The organism is Streptomyces sp. BL1 (genome assembly GCF_057628045.1).
Window position 1 is genome coordinate 5888771 of record NZ_JBXYWZ010000002.1, and the last position, 17352, is coordinate 5906122.

Annotated in this window: 10 protein-coding genes; 5 read left to right on the forward strand and 5 right to left on the reverse strand. The window is 72.2% G+C overall.

Features of this window, described 5'->3' with window-relative positions:
• Positions 1-18: 18 nt before the first annotated feature.
• Positions 19-2292, reverse strand: a complete 2274-nt coding sequence (locus tag AC3AGO_RS25865) for an FdhF/YdeP family oxidoreductase (RefSeq protein ID WP_487822632.1) — start codon at positions 2290-2292, stop codon at positions 19-21.
• A gap of 266 nt (positions 2293-2558) precedes the next feature.
• Between AC3AGO_RS25865 and polA the strand changes: the two genes are divergently transcribed.
• On the forward strand, positions 2559-5219 hold the full coding sequence (gene polA, locus AC3AGO_RS25870) for a DNA polymerase I (RefSeq protein ID WP_487824817.1): 2661 nt from the start codon (positions 2559-2561) through the stop codon (positions 5217-5219).
• 124 nt (positions 5220-5343) lie between these two features.
• Here the strand turns inward: polA and AC3AGO_RS25875 are convergent, their stop codons facing one another.
• Together AC3AGO_RS25875 and AC3AGO_RS25880 are read right to left on the reverse strand one after the other, a co-directional pair.
• Positions 5344-6705 carry an MFS transporter gene (locus AC3AGO_RS25875; protein WP_487822633.1) on the reverse strand — a complete coding sequence of 454 codons (1362 nt, stop codon included), beginning with the start codon at positions 6703-6705 and terminating at the stop codon, positions 5344-5346.
• Positions 6706-6767: 62 nt separating this feature from the next.
• Positions 6768-7550, reverse strand: a complete 783-nt coding sequence (locus AC3AGO_RS25880) for an SDR family NAD(P)-dependent oxidoreductase (RefSeq protein ID WP_487822634.1) — start codon at positions 7548-7550, stop codon at positions 6768-6770.
• 361 nt (positions 7551-7911) lie between these two features.
• On the opposite strand from AC3AGO_RS25880, the gene AC3AGO_RS25885 reads away from it, so the two are divergent.
• The 3 genes from AC3AGO_RS25885 (at position 7912) to pgfA (ending at position 11739) form a co-directional block, all read left to right on the forward strand.
• Positions 7912-9630, forward strand: a complete 1719-nt coding sequence (locus tag AC3AGO_RS25885; RefSeq protein ID WP_487822635.1) for a lytic transglycosylase domain-containing protein — start codon at positions 7912-7914, stop codon at positions 9628-9630.
• A 944-nt stretch (positions 9631-10574) separates the two neighbouring features.
• Positions 10575-10709 carry an SPW_0924 family protein gene (locus AC3AGO_RS25890; protein ID WP_487822636.1) on the forward strand — a complete coding sequence of 45 codons (135 nt, stop codon included), beginning with the start codon at positions 10575-10577 and terminating at the stop codon, positions 10707-10709.
• A 19-nt stretch (positions 10710-10728) separates the two neighbouring features.
• Entirely contained in the window at positions 10729-11739 is a 1011-nt protein-coding gene (gene pgfA, locus AC3AGO_RS25895; RefSeq protein ID WP_487822637.1) for a cell envelope lipid trafficking protein PgfA, read from the forward strand.
• Between the two features lie 80 nt (positions 11740-11819).
• On the opposite strand, the gene hrpB is transcribed toward pgfA, so the two are convergent.
• Positions 11820-14468, reverse strand: a complete 2649-nt coding sequence (gene hrpB / locus AC3AGO_RS25900; protein WP_487824818.1) for an ATP-dependent helicase HrpB — start codon at positions 14466-14468, stop codon at positions 11820-11822.
• A gap of 14 nt (positions 14469-14482) precedes the next feature.
• On the reverse strand, positions 14483-15322 hold the full coding sequence (locus AC3AGO_RS25905) for a class I SAM-dependent methyltransferase (protein ID WP_487822638.1): 840 nt from the start codon (positions 15320-15322) through the stop codon (positions 14483-14485).
• A gap of 363 nt (positions 15323-15685) precedes the next feature.
• On the opposite strand from AC3AGO_RS25905, the gene rpsA reads away from it, so the two are divergent.
• A complete protein-coding gene (gene rpsA, locus AC3AGO_RS25910; RefSeq protein ID WP_487822639.1) occupies positions 15686-17224 on the forward strand; it encodes a 30S ribosomal protein S1 in 1539 nt (512 codons plus the stop codon).
• Positions 17225-17352 lie beyond the last annotated feature (128 nt).

The following is a 17352-nucleotide window of genomic DNA, read 5'->3' on the forward strand; positions in this document are numbered from 1 at the left end:
CTAAGCCGACGCTCAGTGTCATGCGGGGGTGAGGCGGATCACCACGGACTTGCTCGCGGGCGTGTTGCTGGTGTCTGCGGTGGCGTCGAGGGGGACGAGGACGTTGGTCTCCGGGTAGTAGGCGGCGGCGCAGCCGCGTGCGGTCGGGTAGTGCACGACGCGGAAGCCTTTCGCGGTGCGTTCGCTGCCGTCCTGCCATTCGCTGGTGAGGTCCGCGTACGTGCCGTCGGGGAGGCCCAGTGCGGTGGCGTCGTCGGGGTGGACGAGGACGACGCGGCGGCCGTTTGTGATGCCGCGGTAGCGGTCGTCGAGGCCGTAGATGGTGGTGTTGTACTGGTCGTGGGAGCGGAGGGTCTGCAGCAGCAGGCGCCCTTCGGGGAGGTGGGGGTGTTCGACGGGGGCCGCGGTGAAGTTGGCCTTGCCCGTCGTGGTGGGGAAGGTGCGGCTGTCCCGCGGGGCGTGCGGCAGGGCGAAGCCGCCGCTGTCCGCTTCCAGTTTCGCGTTGAAGTCCTCGAAGCCGGGGACGACGCGGCCGATGCGGTCGCGGACCGTCGCGTAGTCCTTCTCGAACTCCTCCCAGGGGGTTGGGGATTCCTCGCCCAGGACGCGCCGTGCGAGGCGGCACACGATGGCCGGTTCGGACAGCAGGTCGCCGCTCGCCGGGTCGAGGCGTCCGCGGGAGGCGTGCACCATGCCCATGGAGTCCTCGACGGTGACGAACTGTTCGCCGCTGCCCTGCAGATCGCGTTCCGTACGGCCGAGGGTCGGCAGGATGAGGGCGTGTGCGCCGGTGACGCAGTGCGAGCGGTTGAGTTTCGTGGACACGTGCACGGTGAGCCGGGCGCGGCGCATCGCGTCCTCGGTGGCGGCGGTGTCGGGGGAGGCGGACACGAAGTTGCCGCCCATGGCGAAGAACACTTTCGCCTGTCCGTCGCGGAGTGCCCGGATGGCGCGTACGACGTCGAGGCCGTGTTCGCGGGGCGGTGCGAAGCCGAACTCCCGCTCCAGCGCGTCGAGGAAGGCGGGCGCGGGCCGTTCGAAGATGCCCATGGTGCGGTCGCCCTGCACGTTGCTGTGTCCGCGGACGGGGCACACGCCGGCGCCGGGGCGGCCGATGTTGCCGCGCAGCAGCAGGAAGTTGACGACTTCGCGGATGGTCGGCACGGAGTGTTTGTGCTGGGTGAGGCCCATGGCCCAGCAGACGACGGTGCGCTCGGAGGCGAGGACCAGTCGCAGTGCTTCCTCGATCTCGTCGCGGGCGAGGCCGGTGGCGGCGAGGGTGTCGTCCCAGTCGGCGTCGCGGGCCGCGCGCGCGAAGTCCTCGTAGCCGTGGGTGTGTTCGCGGACGAATTCCTCGTCGACGGCGCCTTCGCGCTCCAGGATCAGTTTGTTGAGGAGGCGGAAGAGTGCCTGGTCGCCGCCGAGGCGGATCTGCAGGAACAGGTCGGTCAGTGCGGTGCCGCCGCCGACGACACCGCGCGCGTGCTGCGGGTTCCTGAACCGCTCCAGGCCGGCCTCGGGCAGCGGATTCACCGTGATGATCTTCGCGCCGCCGGCCTTGGCCTGCTCCAGCGCGGACAGCATCCGCGGGTGGTTGGTGCCCGGGTTCTGGCCGGCGACGATGATCAGGTCGGCCTGGTGCAGATCGTCGAGGAGGACGCTGCCCTTGCCGACACCGAGGGTCTCGGTGAGGGCCGAACCGGACGACTCGTGGCACATGTTGGAGCAGTCCGGCAGGTTGTTCGTGCCGAACTCGCGGGCGAACAGCTGGTAGAGGAACGCGGCCTCGTTGCTGGTGCGGCCCGAGGTGTAGAAGACGGACTCGTCGGGGGAGTCCAGCGCGGCGAGTTCCTCGCCGATGATGTCGAACGCGCGCTCCCAGGCGACCGGTTCGTACGCCGTGCCGCCCTCGGGGAGGTACATCGGGCGGGTGAGCCGGCCCTGCTGCCCCAGCCAGTACCCGGAGCGGCCTGCGAGGTCGGCGACGGGGTGCGCGGCGAAGAACCCGGGCGTCACGCGGCGCAGCGTCGCCTCCTCGGCGACGGCCTTCGCGCCGTTCTCGCAGAACTCGGCGGCGTGCCGTTTGTCCGGCTCGGGCCAGGCGCAGCCGGGGCAGTCGAAGCCGTCCTTCTGGTTGACCCGCAGCAGGGTGAGCGCGGTCCGCTTCACTCCCATCTGCTGCTGTGCCATGCGGAGCGAGTGTGCGACGGCGGGCGCTCCGGCCGCGGAGTGCTTCGGCGCGGCCACGTCGGGCGCGTCCTGAACAGGGTCCTGGGCAGGCGGTTTGCGCATACGCCGATCTTCGCACGCGAAGGCCCTGAGGAGGGAGGGGCACAAGGTGTGGGCAGCTGGTCCGCCCTGGGGCGGAGGGGGCACCTCCCAGCGGTAGCTGGGGGAGGGTGGGCACACCGGACCGCAGCTCACAAGCAGTACGCGCCCCGACACGCACCGGCCACGGTGCTCCGCACCGCATGGTGACACGCGTTGTCAGTGCCCCGTGCGAGGATCGTCCCGTGGCTAAGACGGCATCGAAAGACAGCACCCCGCGCCTGCTCCTCATGGACGGGCACTCCCTTGCGTACCGCGCGTTCTTCGCGCTGCCCGCGGAGAATTTCTCCACCGTGACGGGCCAGCCGACGAATGCCATCTACGGCTTCGCCTCGATGCTGGCGAACACCTTGCGCGACGAGGCGCCCACGCACTTCGCCGTCGCCTTCGACGTGTCGCGGAAGACCTGGCGCTCCGAGGAGTTCGCGGACTACAAGGCGAACCGCTCGAAGACTCCCGACGAGTTCAAGGGCCAGGTCGAGCTGATCGGCGAGCTGCTGGACGCGATGCAGGTGCGCCGCTTCGCCGTGGACGGCTTCGAGGCGGACGACGTCATCGCCACGCTGGCCACGCAGGCGGAGGCCGAGGGCTTCGAGGTCTCCGTCGTCACCGGCGACCGGGACTCGTTCCAGCTGGTGTCGGACGCGGTGACGGTGCTGTATCCGACGAAGGGTGTCTCGGAGCTGACGCGTTTCACCCCGGACAAGGTGGCGGAGAAGTACGGCCTGTCGCCGGCCCAGTATCCGGACTTCGCGGCGCTGCGCGGCGACCCGTCCGACAATCTGCCGGGCATCCCCGGTGTCGGTGAGAAGACGGCCACGAAGTGGATCACGCAGTTCGGTTCCCTCGCGGATCTGATCGAGCGGGCCGACGAGGTGAAGGGCAAGGCCGGCCAGAATCTCCGCGAGCACCTGGACAGCATCAAGCTCAACCGCCATCTGACCGAGCTGGTGCGGGACGTCGATCTGCCGAGCCGCCCCGAGGACTTGAAGCGCGCGGCGTACGACAGGGACGCGCTCGCCGTCGTGCTGGACGCGCTGGAGTTCCGCAATCCGAACTTCCGGGAGCGGCTGTTCGCCGTCGACCCGGGCAAGGCGGAGGAGGAGACCGCGCCCGCGGACGGTGTGCAGGTCGACGGCACGGTGCTCGCCGCGGGCGAGCTCGCCCCGTGGCTGGAGGAGCACGCCGGCGGCGTGCTCGGGCTGGCCACCGTCGACGTGTGGAAGCTGGGCACGGGCAGCGTCAGCGAGGTCGCGCTCGCCACGGCGGAAGGCCCCGCGGCCTGGTTCGACCCGGCGCAGCTGGACGAGGCGGACGAGAAGGCGTTCGCCGCCTGGTGCGCCGACGCGTCGAAGCAGAAGGTGGTGCACGACGCGAAGGGCATCATGCGGGTCTTCGGCGAGCACGGCTGGAGCGTGGAGACCGGCAGCGTCACGATGGACACCGCGCTGGCCGCCTACCTGGACAAGCCCGGCCGCCGCTCCTTCGCCCTGGACGCCCTCTCCGTCGAGTATCTGGGCCGTGAGCTGGGCCCCGCCGCCGAGGGCGGCGGGCAGCTGGCGTTCGGCATGGACGAGCAGGCCGAGGCCGACGCGCTGATGACCAAGGCGCGGACGATCCTCGACCTCGGCGAGGTCTTCGAGGGCCGGCTGGCACAGGTCGGCGCGGCGGAGCTGCTGCGCGACATGGAGCTGCCCACGTCGGCGCTGCTGGCGAAGATGGAGCGCGCGGGCATCGCCGCGGACCGCGAGTGGCTGAGCCGCATGGAGCAGCAGTTCGCCGACGCGGTGCAGCAGGCCGTCGAGGAGGCGCACGCCGCGGTGGGCCACGAGTTCAATCTGGGCTCGCCCAAGCAGCTGCAGGAGGTGCTCTTCGGCGAGCTGGGCCTGCCCAAGACGAAGAAGACCAAGACGGGTTACACCACGGACGCGGACGCGCTGGCGTGGCTCGCCGGGCAGACCGAGCACGAACTGCCGGTGCTGATGCTGCGGTACAGAGAGCAGCAGAAGCTGCGGACCACCGTCGAGGGCCTGATCAAGACGATCGCCGAGGACGGCCGGATCCACACGAGCTTCAGCCAGACCGTCGCGGCCACGGGCCGGCTGTCCTCGACCGAGCCCAACTTGCAGAACGTGCCGGTGCGTACGGACGAGGGCCGCGCCATCCGCAAGGGCTTCAAGGTCGGCGGGGACTACGAATCGCTGCTCACCGCCGACTACAGCCAGATCGAACTGCGCGTCATGGCCCACCTGTCGGAGGACGAGGGCCTCATCGAGGCGTTCACCTCCGGTGAGGACCTGCACACCACGGTCGCCTCGCAGGTGTTCGGCGTGGAGAAGGACGCCGTCGACCCGGAGATGCGCCGCAAGATCAAGGCGATGTCGTACGGCCTGGCGTACGGGCTGTCCGCGTTCGGCCTGTCGCAGCAGCTGGGCATCGACGCGGGGGAGGCGCGCCGGCTGATGGACACCTTCTTCGAGCGGTTCGGCGGCGTCCGCGACTATCTGCAGCGCGTCGTGGAGGAGGCCCGCGCCGTCGGCTACACCGAGACGATCCTCGGCCGCCGCCGCTACCTCCCCGACCTGAACAGCGACAACCGGCAGCGCCGCGAAATGGCCGAGCGGATGGCGCTGAACGCGCCGATCCAGGGCACCGCCGCGGACATCGTGAAGGTGGCGATGCTGCGCGTCGACGAGGCGCTGCGCAAGGAGAAGCTGTCCTCGCGGATGCTGCTCCAGGTGCACGACGAAATCGTGCTGGAGGTGTCGCCCGGCGAGCGCGACCGGCTGGAGGAGCTGCTGCGCCGCGAGATGGCCGGCGCCGCCCAACTCCGGGCGCCCCTCGATGTGTCGGTGGGTTCGGGCCCCGACTGGGACTCCGCCGCGCACTGACCGCGCCGGGCCCGGCGGCCCGGTTCGTACGACGGAGGCGGCGTGCACACCCTCGCGCGAGGGTGTGCACGCCGCCTCCGCAGTTTCCGGCCGGGCCGGCCGTCTGTCGGGGGTGCCGCGTGCGTCAGTGCCGCACGGGCGTCGCCGGCTGTATGGGGTTCTCCGTGCGGCCGCCCGCCCGCTGGAACGCGGGGAGGCCCACGACGAGCGCCGCCGCCAGCAGCGGCGCGACGCCCAGCGCGTACAGGCCGCTGTGCGGCACCCCGATGGCGTGCTCCGCCCACTCCCTGAGGTTGGGCGCGAGGAACCCGCCCAGATTGCCGATGCTGTTGATCAGTCCGATGCCGGCGGCGGCCGCGACCCCGCTGAGGTAGCCGACGGGGAAGGTCCAGAACACCGGCTGTACGGCGACGAATCCGCTCGCCGCGAGCGTCAGCGCGATCAGCCCGAGCACGGGACTGGACAGCGCCGCGGACGCGGCGATGCCGGCGGACGAGACGACGAGCAGCCCCGTGGCGAGCGGCACCCGCACCCGCGGGTACAGATCGGACAGCCGCGTCGCCAGCACCGCGGTGATCAGCGCGCACGTCCAGGGGATGGCGGTGACCAGCCCCACGTACAGGCCGACGTCCTCGCCCGTGAGGTCGGCGACCTGCGTGGGCAGGAAGAACGTCACCCCGTACACGGCGATCTGGATGCAGAAGTACAGCGCGGTGAAGTACAGGACGCGCCGGTCGAAGAGCGTGGACAAGGCCCGGTGCGGGCTCTGGGTCTTGGCCTCGTTGTCCCGCTCGATGGCGTCCGTGAGGCTCCGCTGCTGTGCGGGGGACAGCCAACGGGCGTCCTCGGGACGGTCGGTGAGGACGAAGAACGCGAGGACGCCGACGACGACGGCGATCCCGCCCTCGACGAGGAACATCCACTGCCAGCCGTGCAGTCCGCCGAGCCCGTCCCAGCCGAGCAGCCAGCCCGACAGCGGCCCGCCCACGGTCTGCGCCAGCGGCAGGCCGAGATAGAACAGCCCCATGGCGCGGCCGCGGTGCGTGGCCGGCACCCAGTACGTCAGATAGAGGATCACGCCGGGGAAGAACCCGGCCTCGGCCATGCCGAGCAGCAGCCGCAGCACGTAGAAGCTCGTCGCGCCCTGGACGAACATCATGGCGGCGGAGATCAGCCCCCAGCTGACCATGATCCGGCACATCCAGCGGCGGGCGCCGACGCGGTGCAGGATCAGATTGCTGGGCACTTCCAGCACCGCGTAGCCGACGAAGAACAGGCCCGCGCCGAACGCGTACACGGCCGTCGACAGGCCCAGATCGGCGTGCAGTTCGGCCTCGGCGAAGCCCACGTTGGCCCGGTCGAGGAACGCGATGACGTACATGAACAGCAGGAACGGTACGAGGCGCAGCAGGACGAGGCGCACGGCCTGCTGGAGCGGAGCATCGGGGAGTGGAGCGTCGGGCGGGGTCGGCACTGACTTCGCCATGGCGCGTCCTTTCGTGTGAGCGGGCATCTCCCGGCGGTGGCCGGGGAGACGGGGACGCGCGGTCAGTCGATGATGAGGCCGCCGTTGACGTTGTAGGTGGCGCCGGTGATGTAGCCGGAGTCCTGGCCCAGCAGGAACTCCATGAGGGCCGCGACGTCGTCGACGGTGCCGAGCCGGTCGACGACGAGCGACTCGACGAGTTCCGCGCGGCGTTCTTCGCTGAGGGTGCCGCCCATGATGTCGGTGTCGATGGGGCCGGGGGAGACGGCGTTGACGGTCACACCGTCGTGGCCCACCTCGCGGGCCAGCGAACGGGTCAGGCCGAGGACGGCGGCCTTCGCCGCGGAGTAGGGCACCTTGCTGTACGTGCCGCCGCCGCGCTGCGCCGAGCAGGACGACACGTTGACGATCCGGCCGAGTCCGCGCTCGACCATGCCGGGCAGCACGTGCCGGATGACGAGGAACTGGCCGCGGATGTTGACGTCGAAGACGCGGTCCCACTCGGCGGTGGTGAGTTCCAGGAAGGGCGTCGGGGAGGAGATCCCGGCGACGTTGGCCAGGCCGACGACGGGCGGCAGCGTCTCCTCGATACGGGCGACGGCCGCCTCCACCTGCTGCTCGTCGGAGATGTCCGCGCCGAGACCGAGAGCCGCCACCCCGTGCTCCTTGGCGATCTGTTCGGCCGTTCCGTGCGCCGCCTCACCGTCCACGTCCAGGACCGCGACCGACCACCCGGCCCGCGCGAGCCGGGCACCCAGCGCCTTCCCGATGCCGCGCGGCGATCCGCCTCCGGTGACGACCGCGGTGCGCTGCGCGGGGAAGGCACGCGTGCGGCTGCTGCTCATGTGCGGCTCCAGTTCCGTTCACCGTCCCGCGAGACGGAAAATCGTAGATCCTATATGGGGTGCTGACGGAACCTAGAGCTCCGCACCCCGGCTGACAAGAGGGTGCGCAGGGATGGCGGCAAACGGGCGGGACATCTCCGACTGACCGGGCTGAACGCTGACTTGAGCCGCACAGGTGTCGTAGGGTCACAAGTGCTCATCGCTGTTGGTGGCGCAGGGGAGAGGACGGGGCGGACTCATGGCGCGGTACCGGGGCAGGCACGCGGCGGCGAGGAAAGCGGACGCGGGCGGGGGCGGAGCTCGCCGCGGGCCGCGTACGTTGCGCAGAGGCGCAGCCAGCGCGGCCGTGGCCGCGGCGGCGATGGCAGCGCTCACCGCCTCGCAGGCGCCGGGTGCCGATTTCGGCCAAGGTGCCGCGGGCGACGGCGGCCGTACGCAGAACGGCGGCGGACAGCCCGGCGACGACTCGTACTTCACCGAACTCCCGCCCCTGGAATCACCGGCCCCGCCCGGCCGCAGCACTCCGGCGCCCGGCGGCAAGGACGACGCGGGCATCCCTGCGACGGTGCTCAGCGCCTACAAGAAGGCAGCGGACAAGCTGGGCACGTCCCAGCCGGGCTGCGGGCTGCGCTGGGAACTCCTCGCCGCCATCGGCAAGGTGGAGTCCGGACAGGCCCGGGGCGGTGCCGTCGACGCGGACGGCACCACCACCGAGCCGATCCTCGGACCCACCCTCGACGGCAAGCAGTTCGCCGAGATCAAGGACACCGACGGCGGGAGCCTCGACGGGGACGCGACGTACGACAAGGCCGTCGGCCCCCTGCAGTTCATCCCCTCGACCTGGGCCGACTGGGCCGCGGACGGCAACGGCGACGGACGCGAGGACCCCAACAACATCTTCGACGCCGCGCTGGCCGCCGGCGGCTATCTGTGCGCGGACGGCCGGGACTTGACGACGCAGGACGGCCTGGACGAGGCGATCCTCAGCTACAACAACTCGTCGGACTACCTGCGCACGGTCCTCGCCTGGTACGAGTTCTACCGCAAGGGCACCCACGAGGTGCCCGACGGCCGCGGCGTCCTCCCGGCGAACCCCTCACCAGCGCCCGGCGAGCGTGACGCCCGCGGCGGCGGGGACGGCAAGCACGCACGGCCTGGCGGCGGTGCGAAGTCGCCCGGGAAGGGCGGCAGTTCGAGCGGCAAGCCGTCGCCGGGCGGCCCGTCGTCCTCGCCCTCGAAGCCGTCCCCGTCCAAGCCGGGCTCCTCCAAGCCCGGTTCCTCCAAGCCCGGTACGTCCAAGCCCGGTACGTCCGAGCCGGCCCCTTCGAAGCCGGCCCCTTCGAAGCCGGGGCCGTCCAAGCCCGGTCCCTCCCAGCCGTCGAAGCCCGCCGCCGCTTCCCTCCAGCGGCAGGGCGACGCGGAGATATCCGCCACGGCGGGCCGCGAGTTCGCCGACAAGCTCCGGGTGCGCGCCGTGGACAAGGCCGGAAAGGCCGTACGCGGCACCGACATCCGCTTCGAGATCACCGGCAGCACCGGCGCCCGCTTCCCCGTCGGCAAGAAGACCGCCACGGCCACGACGGGCGCCGACGGCATCGCCACGGCGCCCCGGCTCACCGCCGGTGACACGGCGGGCACCTTCACCGTCCGCGCCACCGTCGCCGGACGCGACCTGAAGGCGGCCGAGTTCAAGGCCACGGTCAAGCCGACGGCCGACCGGCTCGTCCGTACGAGCACCAAGGCCCTGGAGGCGAAGACCGGCTCCAGCTTCGCCGACCCCGTCGAGATCAAGGCCACCTACAAGGGCAAGCCCGCCGCGGGGCTCCGCATCACCGCCCAGATGATCAACGATGCGGGTGCGGCGAAGCCGGAAGAGGCCACGAAGGGGCCCTACTTCAAGCCTTCCGGCGACGAGGACGCGGCGAAGCTCCGCACGCTCACCTCGCTGACGACGAACGCGGAGGGTGTGCTGCGGTTGCCGCGGATCCACACCGACGCGGCCACAGGAGAATTCCCCCTCCGCCTCATTACCCCCCAAGGCAAAACCCTCACCATCCCCCTGAAGGTCACGGGTTCCTGACCCTCCCGGGGCGGGTGAGGGTCCGGGGCGCGGCCCCGGTTCCCCTGCCTCCCCTGCCCCCGCGACGGGAGCCCCGGCCTGCCCGTGCGCGGGCATGGGCGCGGATGTAGGGGCGCAGCTCCGGCTCCCCTCGGCCGGGCTTCGCGCCCCGCGCTGGGGTCCAGGGGCGTAGCCCCGCGGTTCCCCTCCCGAACCTGGAGCGGGTCCGGGGCGCAGCCCCGAACGGGGTGCAGGGGCGGAGCCCCGCCGGGGTCGGGGGCGAAGCCCCCGTTCCCCCTCCCCACCCGGAGCGGGGCCCGGGGCGCAGCCCTGAGCGGGCTCCGGGGTGCAGGGGCGGAGCCTCGCCGGGGTCGGGGGGCGTAGCCCCGGTTCCTCCTCCCCCCGGAGCCGGGTCCGGGGCGCAGTCCTGAGCGGGCTCCGGGGTGCAGGGGCGGAGCCCCGCTGGGGTCCGGGGCGTAGCCCCGGTTCCTCCTCCTCCCCCCCCGGCGGGCTGGGGCCCGGGGCGGCAGCCCCGGAAGAAACGGGTAGGGGCGGGTCTGGGGCCAACCCCTCACCGCGGCGCGGACGTTGCGTGCGGGGGGACGTGGCCTCGCGGCTGGCGGTCCGGTGTGCCCACCCGTTCCGCCCCTTGGGCGGACCGCGTGCCCACACCGGGGCGTGGGCGCAGGCTCGCACCTCGCCGGGACACCGGTCCTCACCCGGGGCGTGGGCGCGGGCCCACACTTCGGCGGAGCGCCGGTCCCACACCGGGGGTGTGGGCGCAGGCCCACACTTCGGCGGGGCGTCGGCCCCACCCGGGGCGCGGGGCGCGGCCCCCACCGGCGCGGGGCCCGCGCAGAAGCTGCCGCCCCACCCCGCCGCAAAGGTGTTCTCTTCTCCGCACCCCCTTGCTACCTTGCCCCGCCTGACACACCGTCAGGTGCCCGCCCCCGGGAGGTGCCCCCATGCGCGCCCTCATCGCCGCCGGTATCGGCCTGGCCGCCGCCCTCGCCCTCGTCTTCGCGATGACGGCCGTGGGCGCGCCGCCCGGCGAAACGTCGAAGCAGCCGCTGCACACAACCGTCCCCAAGCACCCGTAGCAGGAGGGCCGTTACCGTCATGCGCCGCCGAGCCAGCCTCGTCCTGCTCGCCTTCGCCGTGTTCTTCGCCGCGCTCGCGCCGCTGATGCGCTGGTACGCGTTCCCGCGGCTGGCGAAGATCCCGCCCAGCCAGTACCAGGCCATGGTGCTGGAGGCGAAGGACGCCACTCTCCTCGACTACGCCACCATGCAGCCGAAGAAGGTCGACAAGGTCTCCATCGTGCAGTCCCTCAGGGGCAACGTGCCGGAGGCCGAGAAGGTCAAGAAGCGCACAGGGCGGGACGTCGTCGTCTGGGACACCCTCAGCCATGTCGCGGACCCGGACGGCAAGCTGGTGTCGCAGATCCCCGAACGGTACGTGTTCGACGCGCATTCGCAGGAGCCCGTGCACACCACGGGCAAGGGCGGCGAGAGCGTGGACGGGCAGCCGGTGCGGCGCGAGGGCATCGAGTACAAGTGGCCGTTCATGACGGAGAAGCGGGACTACGAGTATTTCGACTTCCAGACCCGTACGTCGGCCCCCATCCACTACAAGGGCACCCGTACGTTCCACGGCCTGGAGGTCTACTACTTCGAACAGGACATCCCGTGGACGAAGGTCCCCGTACCGCGGAAGCTCCCCATGGGCGCGACGCCCGCCGTCGTCCAGCAGATGGGCATGGAGCGCTGGTACAGCACGAAGCGGATGTTCTGGGTCGACCCGACGACCGGCGCGCCCGTCAACGGCGAGGAGCAGCACAAGGAGGAGATGCGCTGGAAGGGCAAGCCGGACAAGAAGCCGCTCACCGCGTTCGCGGGGCATGTGAAGATCCGCCCGGACTTCCTGGACTCCACGGTCGACATGGTGAAGTCGCAGCGGCAGCTGGTCCTGCTGCTCACCACGTACCTCCCGTGGGGCTTCCTCGCCCTGGGCGGCGGCCTGCTCACCCTGTCGCTGCTGCTGGAGGCCCGTTCCCGGCGGCCCGCCGACCCCGCGGAGGACGACCGGGACCGGGCCCGAGACCCGGACCCTGAACCGGTGGGCGCCTGACCCCGCAACAGACCGGGATCCCCCAACAGGCCGCGATCCCGCAGCAGTCCGGCCCCCGCAGGCGGAACGCGCTCGGGCTCTCAGCGCGTGCGCCCGCCGCCCGCCCGGTTCGTGCGCCGGGTGGGCGCGGCGGACGCGGGGTCCTCGGGCCAGGGGTGCTTCGGGTACCGGCCGCGCAGTTCGGCCCGCACCCCGCGGTAGCCGTCCCGCCAGAAGGAGGCGAGGTCGGCCGTCACGGCGGCGGGCCGCCCCGCGGGCGACAGCAGATGCACGAGCAGCGGTACGCGCCCTCCCGCGATCCGGGGCGCCTCCTGCCAGCCGAACAACTCCTGCAATTTGGCGGCGAGTACGGGCTGTTCGTGCTCGTAGTCGACCCGGATCCGCGACCCCGAGGGCACCTCGATCCGCTCGGGCGCGAGCTCGTCGAGCCGGGCGGCGTCACCGGTGGCCCAGGGCAGCAGCCCGTTCAGTACGTTCCCCGCGTCGGTCTTCGCGAGCCCGGCGCGTGAGCGGGCACGGCCCAGCCATTCCTCCGCCCGCCCGAGCAGCGCCTCGTCCGACACATCGGGCCAGGGCGCGCCCAGTTCACGGTGGAGAAAGGCCATCCGGCGGCGCAGCGACACGGCGCCCTCCGGCCAGCGCAGCAGCCCGAGCCCGTCGCGGCGCAGTCCGTCCAGAAGGGCCTCCCGTACGAGGGCCGGGTCGGGCTCGGCGAGGGTCCGTTCCGCCAGTTCGACGGCGCCCAGCGTCTCCACTTCGCGGGCGACGACGTCGCCGCGCCCCTCGTCCCAGCGGATCTCCTGCCGTACGCCGTGCAGCGGTCCGGCCGCGGCGCGCGCCTCCTCCCCGTCGAGTACGGCGGCGAGCCGCACCCGAGCGGAGGCGGCACCGGCGGGCCGGTCCGCCACGGCGACGGCCACCCATTCCGCGCTGCGCAGCACGGACCCCTCCCGCAGTTCCCCGCGGGTGCCGGAGAGCATCAGGCAGGTCCCGCCGCCCCGCAGCCGGCCCACCCGTTCGGGGTGGGCCAGTGCGACGACGTACCCCACGCCCCGGTCCTCGCTCTCCACACCGGCACCCGCAGCCGAAGCGTCCTGTCGGGCCAAATCCCCGTACGCCGACGGGTCCTGCGGGGTCTGCGGGCCCTGCGCCGTGAGCGCGCCGCGCAGGCGCCGGACCTCCGCGCGCCAGCGCGCGCCGTAGCCGTCACGGGCGCGCCGCGCGCTGCGCAGCGCTTCCCCCGCATCGTCCCCGTAGGCGCGCGGCGGTTCCTCGCTCAGCAGGGCCACGATCTCCGCCGCGCGTTCCGGACCCACCGCCTCCGCGCCGTCCAGCAGGGCCCTGGCCAGCCGCGGATGCAGGCCCAGCCGCGCCAACCGCGTGCCGCGCGGCGTCACTTGACCGGCCGGGTCCACCGCGCCGATCGCGCGCAGCACGCCGTCGGCCGCGGCCATCGCACCGTCCGGCGGCGCGTCGAGCAGCGCGAGCCCCCGCGCACCGGGCGCACCCCAGCACGCGGCCTGGAGGGCGAACGCCGTCAGGTCGGCCACCGCGATCTCGGGCGAGGGCCAGCGGGGCCGTGCCGCGTCCTCGCCCTCGGCCCAGCACCGGTACACGGTGCCCGGCGCCTCCCGCCCCGCGCGGCCGGCCCGTTGCGCGGCGGCCGCCACCGACACCCGTACCGTCGTCAGCGACCCCAGCCCCCGCGCGTGGTCCGTCCGCGGCTCCCGGGCGAGCCCGGAATCGACGACAGCCCGTACGCCGGGAACCGTCAAGCTGGACTCCGCGACGGAAGTCGAAAGGATGATCCGCCGCGGCCCGTTGACGCTCCCGTCGTCCGCGGCTCCAGCGCCGCCGTGTCCCCGCAGCACCGCGTCCTGCGTCTCCGCGGGTGCCTGCCCGTGCAGCCGCAGCACCTCGGCGGGGACGTCCGCGTCCCCCTCCAGCAGTCCGGCCACCCGCGAGATCTCCCCGACTCCCGGCAGGAAGCACAGCACATCCCCCTCCGGTACCTCCGCCAGCGCACGCCGTACCGTCGCGGCGACGTGCCGCAGCAGCGCCGGATCCACCCACGTACCGTGCGCGGGCCGTACCGCCCCGCGCGGCGGCGCGTGCCGTACGGCGACCGGATGGCTCTCGCCGCGCGAGGACACCACGGGCACCGGCGTCCCCTCCTCGTCCGCCGCGCCGAGCAGCCGCGACCAGGCGTCGCTGTCCTGCGTCGCCGACGCCGCGACCAGCCGCAACTCCGGCCGCAGCGCCGCCCGTACGTCGGTGAGGAACGCCGTCGCCGTGTCCGCGTCCAGATGCCGCTCGTGGCACTCGTCCATCAGCACCACGTCGACCCCGGGCAACTCCTGGTCCCGCTGCAGCCGTTGCAGGAGCACGCCCGTGGTCACGACTTCCACCCGCGTACGCGCCCCCGCCCGCCGCTCGCCGCGCACGGTGAATCCCACGTCCTCACCGACACGCTGCCCCAGCAGCCACGCCATCCGGCGCGCCGCCGACCGGGCCGCCATTCTGCGCGGCTCCGCGACGAGCACCCGCCGTTCCGGAGCCCCGTCGTCCAGCAGCCCCGCCAGCGCGAGCGGCACCAGCGTCGTCTTGCCCGTACCGGGCGGCGCGTACAGCACCGCGGCCCCGCGCGACTCCAGCGCCTCCCGCAGCCCGGGCAGCGCCTCACGGACGGGCAGCCCCTCCAGCGCCTCCGTGCGCAGCCGCCGCACCATGCCCTTCCGCCCCTCTACTCCCGCTCGCACACGAAGATCGCCGTCCCGGGGATCAGCCGGCCGCGCAGCGGCGACCAGCCGCCCCACTCCTGCCGGTTCCAGTCGGGCCACTCCGGCTCCACCAGGTCCACCAGCCGGAAGCCCGCGCCGACCACGTCTCGCACCCGGTCGCCCAGCGTCCTGTGGTGCTCGACGTACACCGCGTGCCCCCGCTCGTCCTGCTCGACGTACGGCGTGCGGTCGAAGTAGGAGGAGAAGACCACGAGCCCCTCGGACCCCGGCTCGTCCGGCAGCGCCCAGCGGAGCGGATGGGTCACGGAGAACACCCAGCGCCCGCCGGGCCGCAGCACCCGCCGCACCTCCCGCAGCACCTGCCCCGGGTCGGCCACGAAGGGCAGCGCCCCGTACGCCGAGCACGCCAGGTCGAAGGAGCCGTCGGCGAAGGGCAGCGCCCCCGCGTCGGCCTGTACGAGGGGGAAGCCCCCGCCGTCCTCTCCCTCTCCGCCCGCCGCGTCGTCGATCCGCAGCGCGTGCTGGAGCTGACGGTGCGACAGATCCAGGGCCACCGGGAGCGCCCCCTGCGCGGCCAGCCAGCGCGAGCACTGCGCCGCCCCCGCGCCGATCTCCAGCACGCGCCGCCCGGGCAGCGCCTCCGCCGGGCCGAGCAGCCGCGCGTCGGCCTCGTCCAGCCCTTCCGGACACCAGACGAACCGGTCGTCGCCCAGGAAGGCGCCGTGGTCGTTCTGGTACTCGTCCGCGTTCCGGTCCCACCAGCCGCGGTTCGCCCGGCTGCTCTCGCGGCCGCCGGCCCGTCGCCGTACCGCCTGCGCCTCGTCGTCTTCTTCGTGCGTCATCGCGTCCGTGCCGTACCCTCGCTGTCGGCTCCATAGCTGCGAAGCTGCACCGTACGCGGTCTTCGCCGGCCCCCTGCGAACGGTCCGCGGCACGTGCCGTGAAACGGACCGTGCCGGGTATGGGAAGTTCCTTCCGCGGTGTGCTCTTTCGCGCATTGACCATGCCCAGCGGCGCCCGTATGCTACAAGTTGCGCTGCGGGCCTGCGCGCCTCAGACGGAGCAGGCCGCGCTCGCATCTTTTGTTTGTCCCCTCGGTTAGTGGCTCTCAAGGCCGTGTCCGGCTGGCTTGCATGCGGTGCGACAAGGGCTCTCGGCGTGGCAGTACCTACGACTCAATGTCCGTACCGGAGACCTTTACCCACATGACGAGCAGCACCGAGACCACCGCCACCACCCCGCAGGTTGCGGTAAACGACATCGGTTCCGAGGAAGAATTCCTCGCCGCGATCGACGAGACGATCAAGTACTTCAACGACGGCGACATCGTCGACGGCGTCATCGTGAAGGTCGACCGGGACGAGGTCCTGCTCGACATCGGTTACAAGACCGAAGGCGTCATCCCTTCCCGTGAGCTGTCGATCAAGCACGACGTCGACCCGAACGAGGTCGTCGCCGTAGGCGACGAGATCGAGGCCCTGGTTCTCCAGAAGGAGGACAAGGAAGGCCGCCTGATCCTCTCGAAGAAGCGCGCACAGTACGAGCGCGCCTGGGGCACCATCGAGAAGATCAAGGAAGAGGACGGGATCGTCACCGGCACCGTCATCGAGGTCGTCAAGGGTGGACTCATCCTCGACATCGGCCTCCGTGGCTTCCTGCCGGCTTCCCTCGTCGAGATGCGCCGCGTCCGCGACCTGCAGCCGTACGTCGGCAAGGAGCTCGAGGCGAAGATCATCGAGCTCGACAAGAACCGCAACAACGTGGTTCTGTCCCGCCGCGCCTGGCTGGAGCAGACGCAGAGCGAGGTCCGCCAGACCTTCCTCACCACCCTGCAGAAGGGCCAGGTGCGCTCCGGCGTCGTCTCCTCCATCGTCAACTTCGGTGCCTTCGTGGACCTGGGCGGCGTGGACGGTCTCGTGCACGTCTCCGAGCTGTCCTGGAAGCACATCGACCACCCCTCCGAGGTCGTCGAGGTCGGCCAGGAGGTCACGGTCGAGGTCCTCGACGTCGACATGGACCGCGAGCGCGTGTCCCTGTCGCTCAAGGCGACCCAGGAAGACCCGTGGCAGCAGTTCGCCCGCACCCACCAGATCGGGCAGGTCGTCCCGGGCAAGGTCACCAAGCTGGTGCCGTTCGGTGCGTTCGTCCGCGTCGACGAGGGCATCGAGGGCCTGGTCCACATCTCCGAGCTGGCCGAGCGCCACGTGGAGATCCCGGAGCAGGTCGTCCAGGTCAACGACGAGATCTTCGTCAAGGTCATCGACATCGACCTGGAGCGCCGCCGCATCAGCCTCTCGCTGAAGCAGGCCAACGAGTCCTTCGGCGGTGACCCGACCGCGGTCGAGTTCGACCCGACGCTCTACGGCATGGCGGCGTCGTACGACGACCAGGGGAACTACATCTACCCCGAGGGCTTCGACCCGGAGACCAACGACTGGCTGGAGGGCTTCGAGGCCCAGCGCGAGGCCTGGGAGAACCAGTACGCCGAGGCGCAGGCTCGCTTCGAGCAGCACCAGGCGCAGGTCATCAAGTCCCGCGAGGCCGACGAGCAGGCGGCTGCCGAGGGTGCCACCCAGGGCGGCGCCGCTCCGGCTCCGCAGGGCGGCGGCCAGAGCAGCGGCGGCGGCCAGGGCGGCGGCGGCGGTTCGTACTCGTCCGAGGGTTCGGACGAGGACTCCGGCGCGCTGGCGTCGGACGAGGCGCTTGCCGCGCTGCGCGAGAAGCTGGCCGGCGGCCAGAGCTGAGGCCGGGCGCCGAGGCGTCTGCCAAAGCTGACGCTCTCCGCTGACGCGGAGGGCAGATAGCACACAGTGGGCCCGTCCCCTTCGGGGGGCGGGCCCACTGGCATGCCGGGACGGGTAGCGTCCTCCCC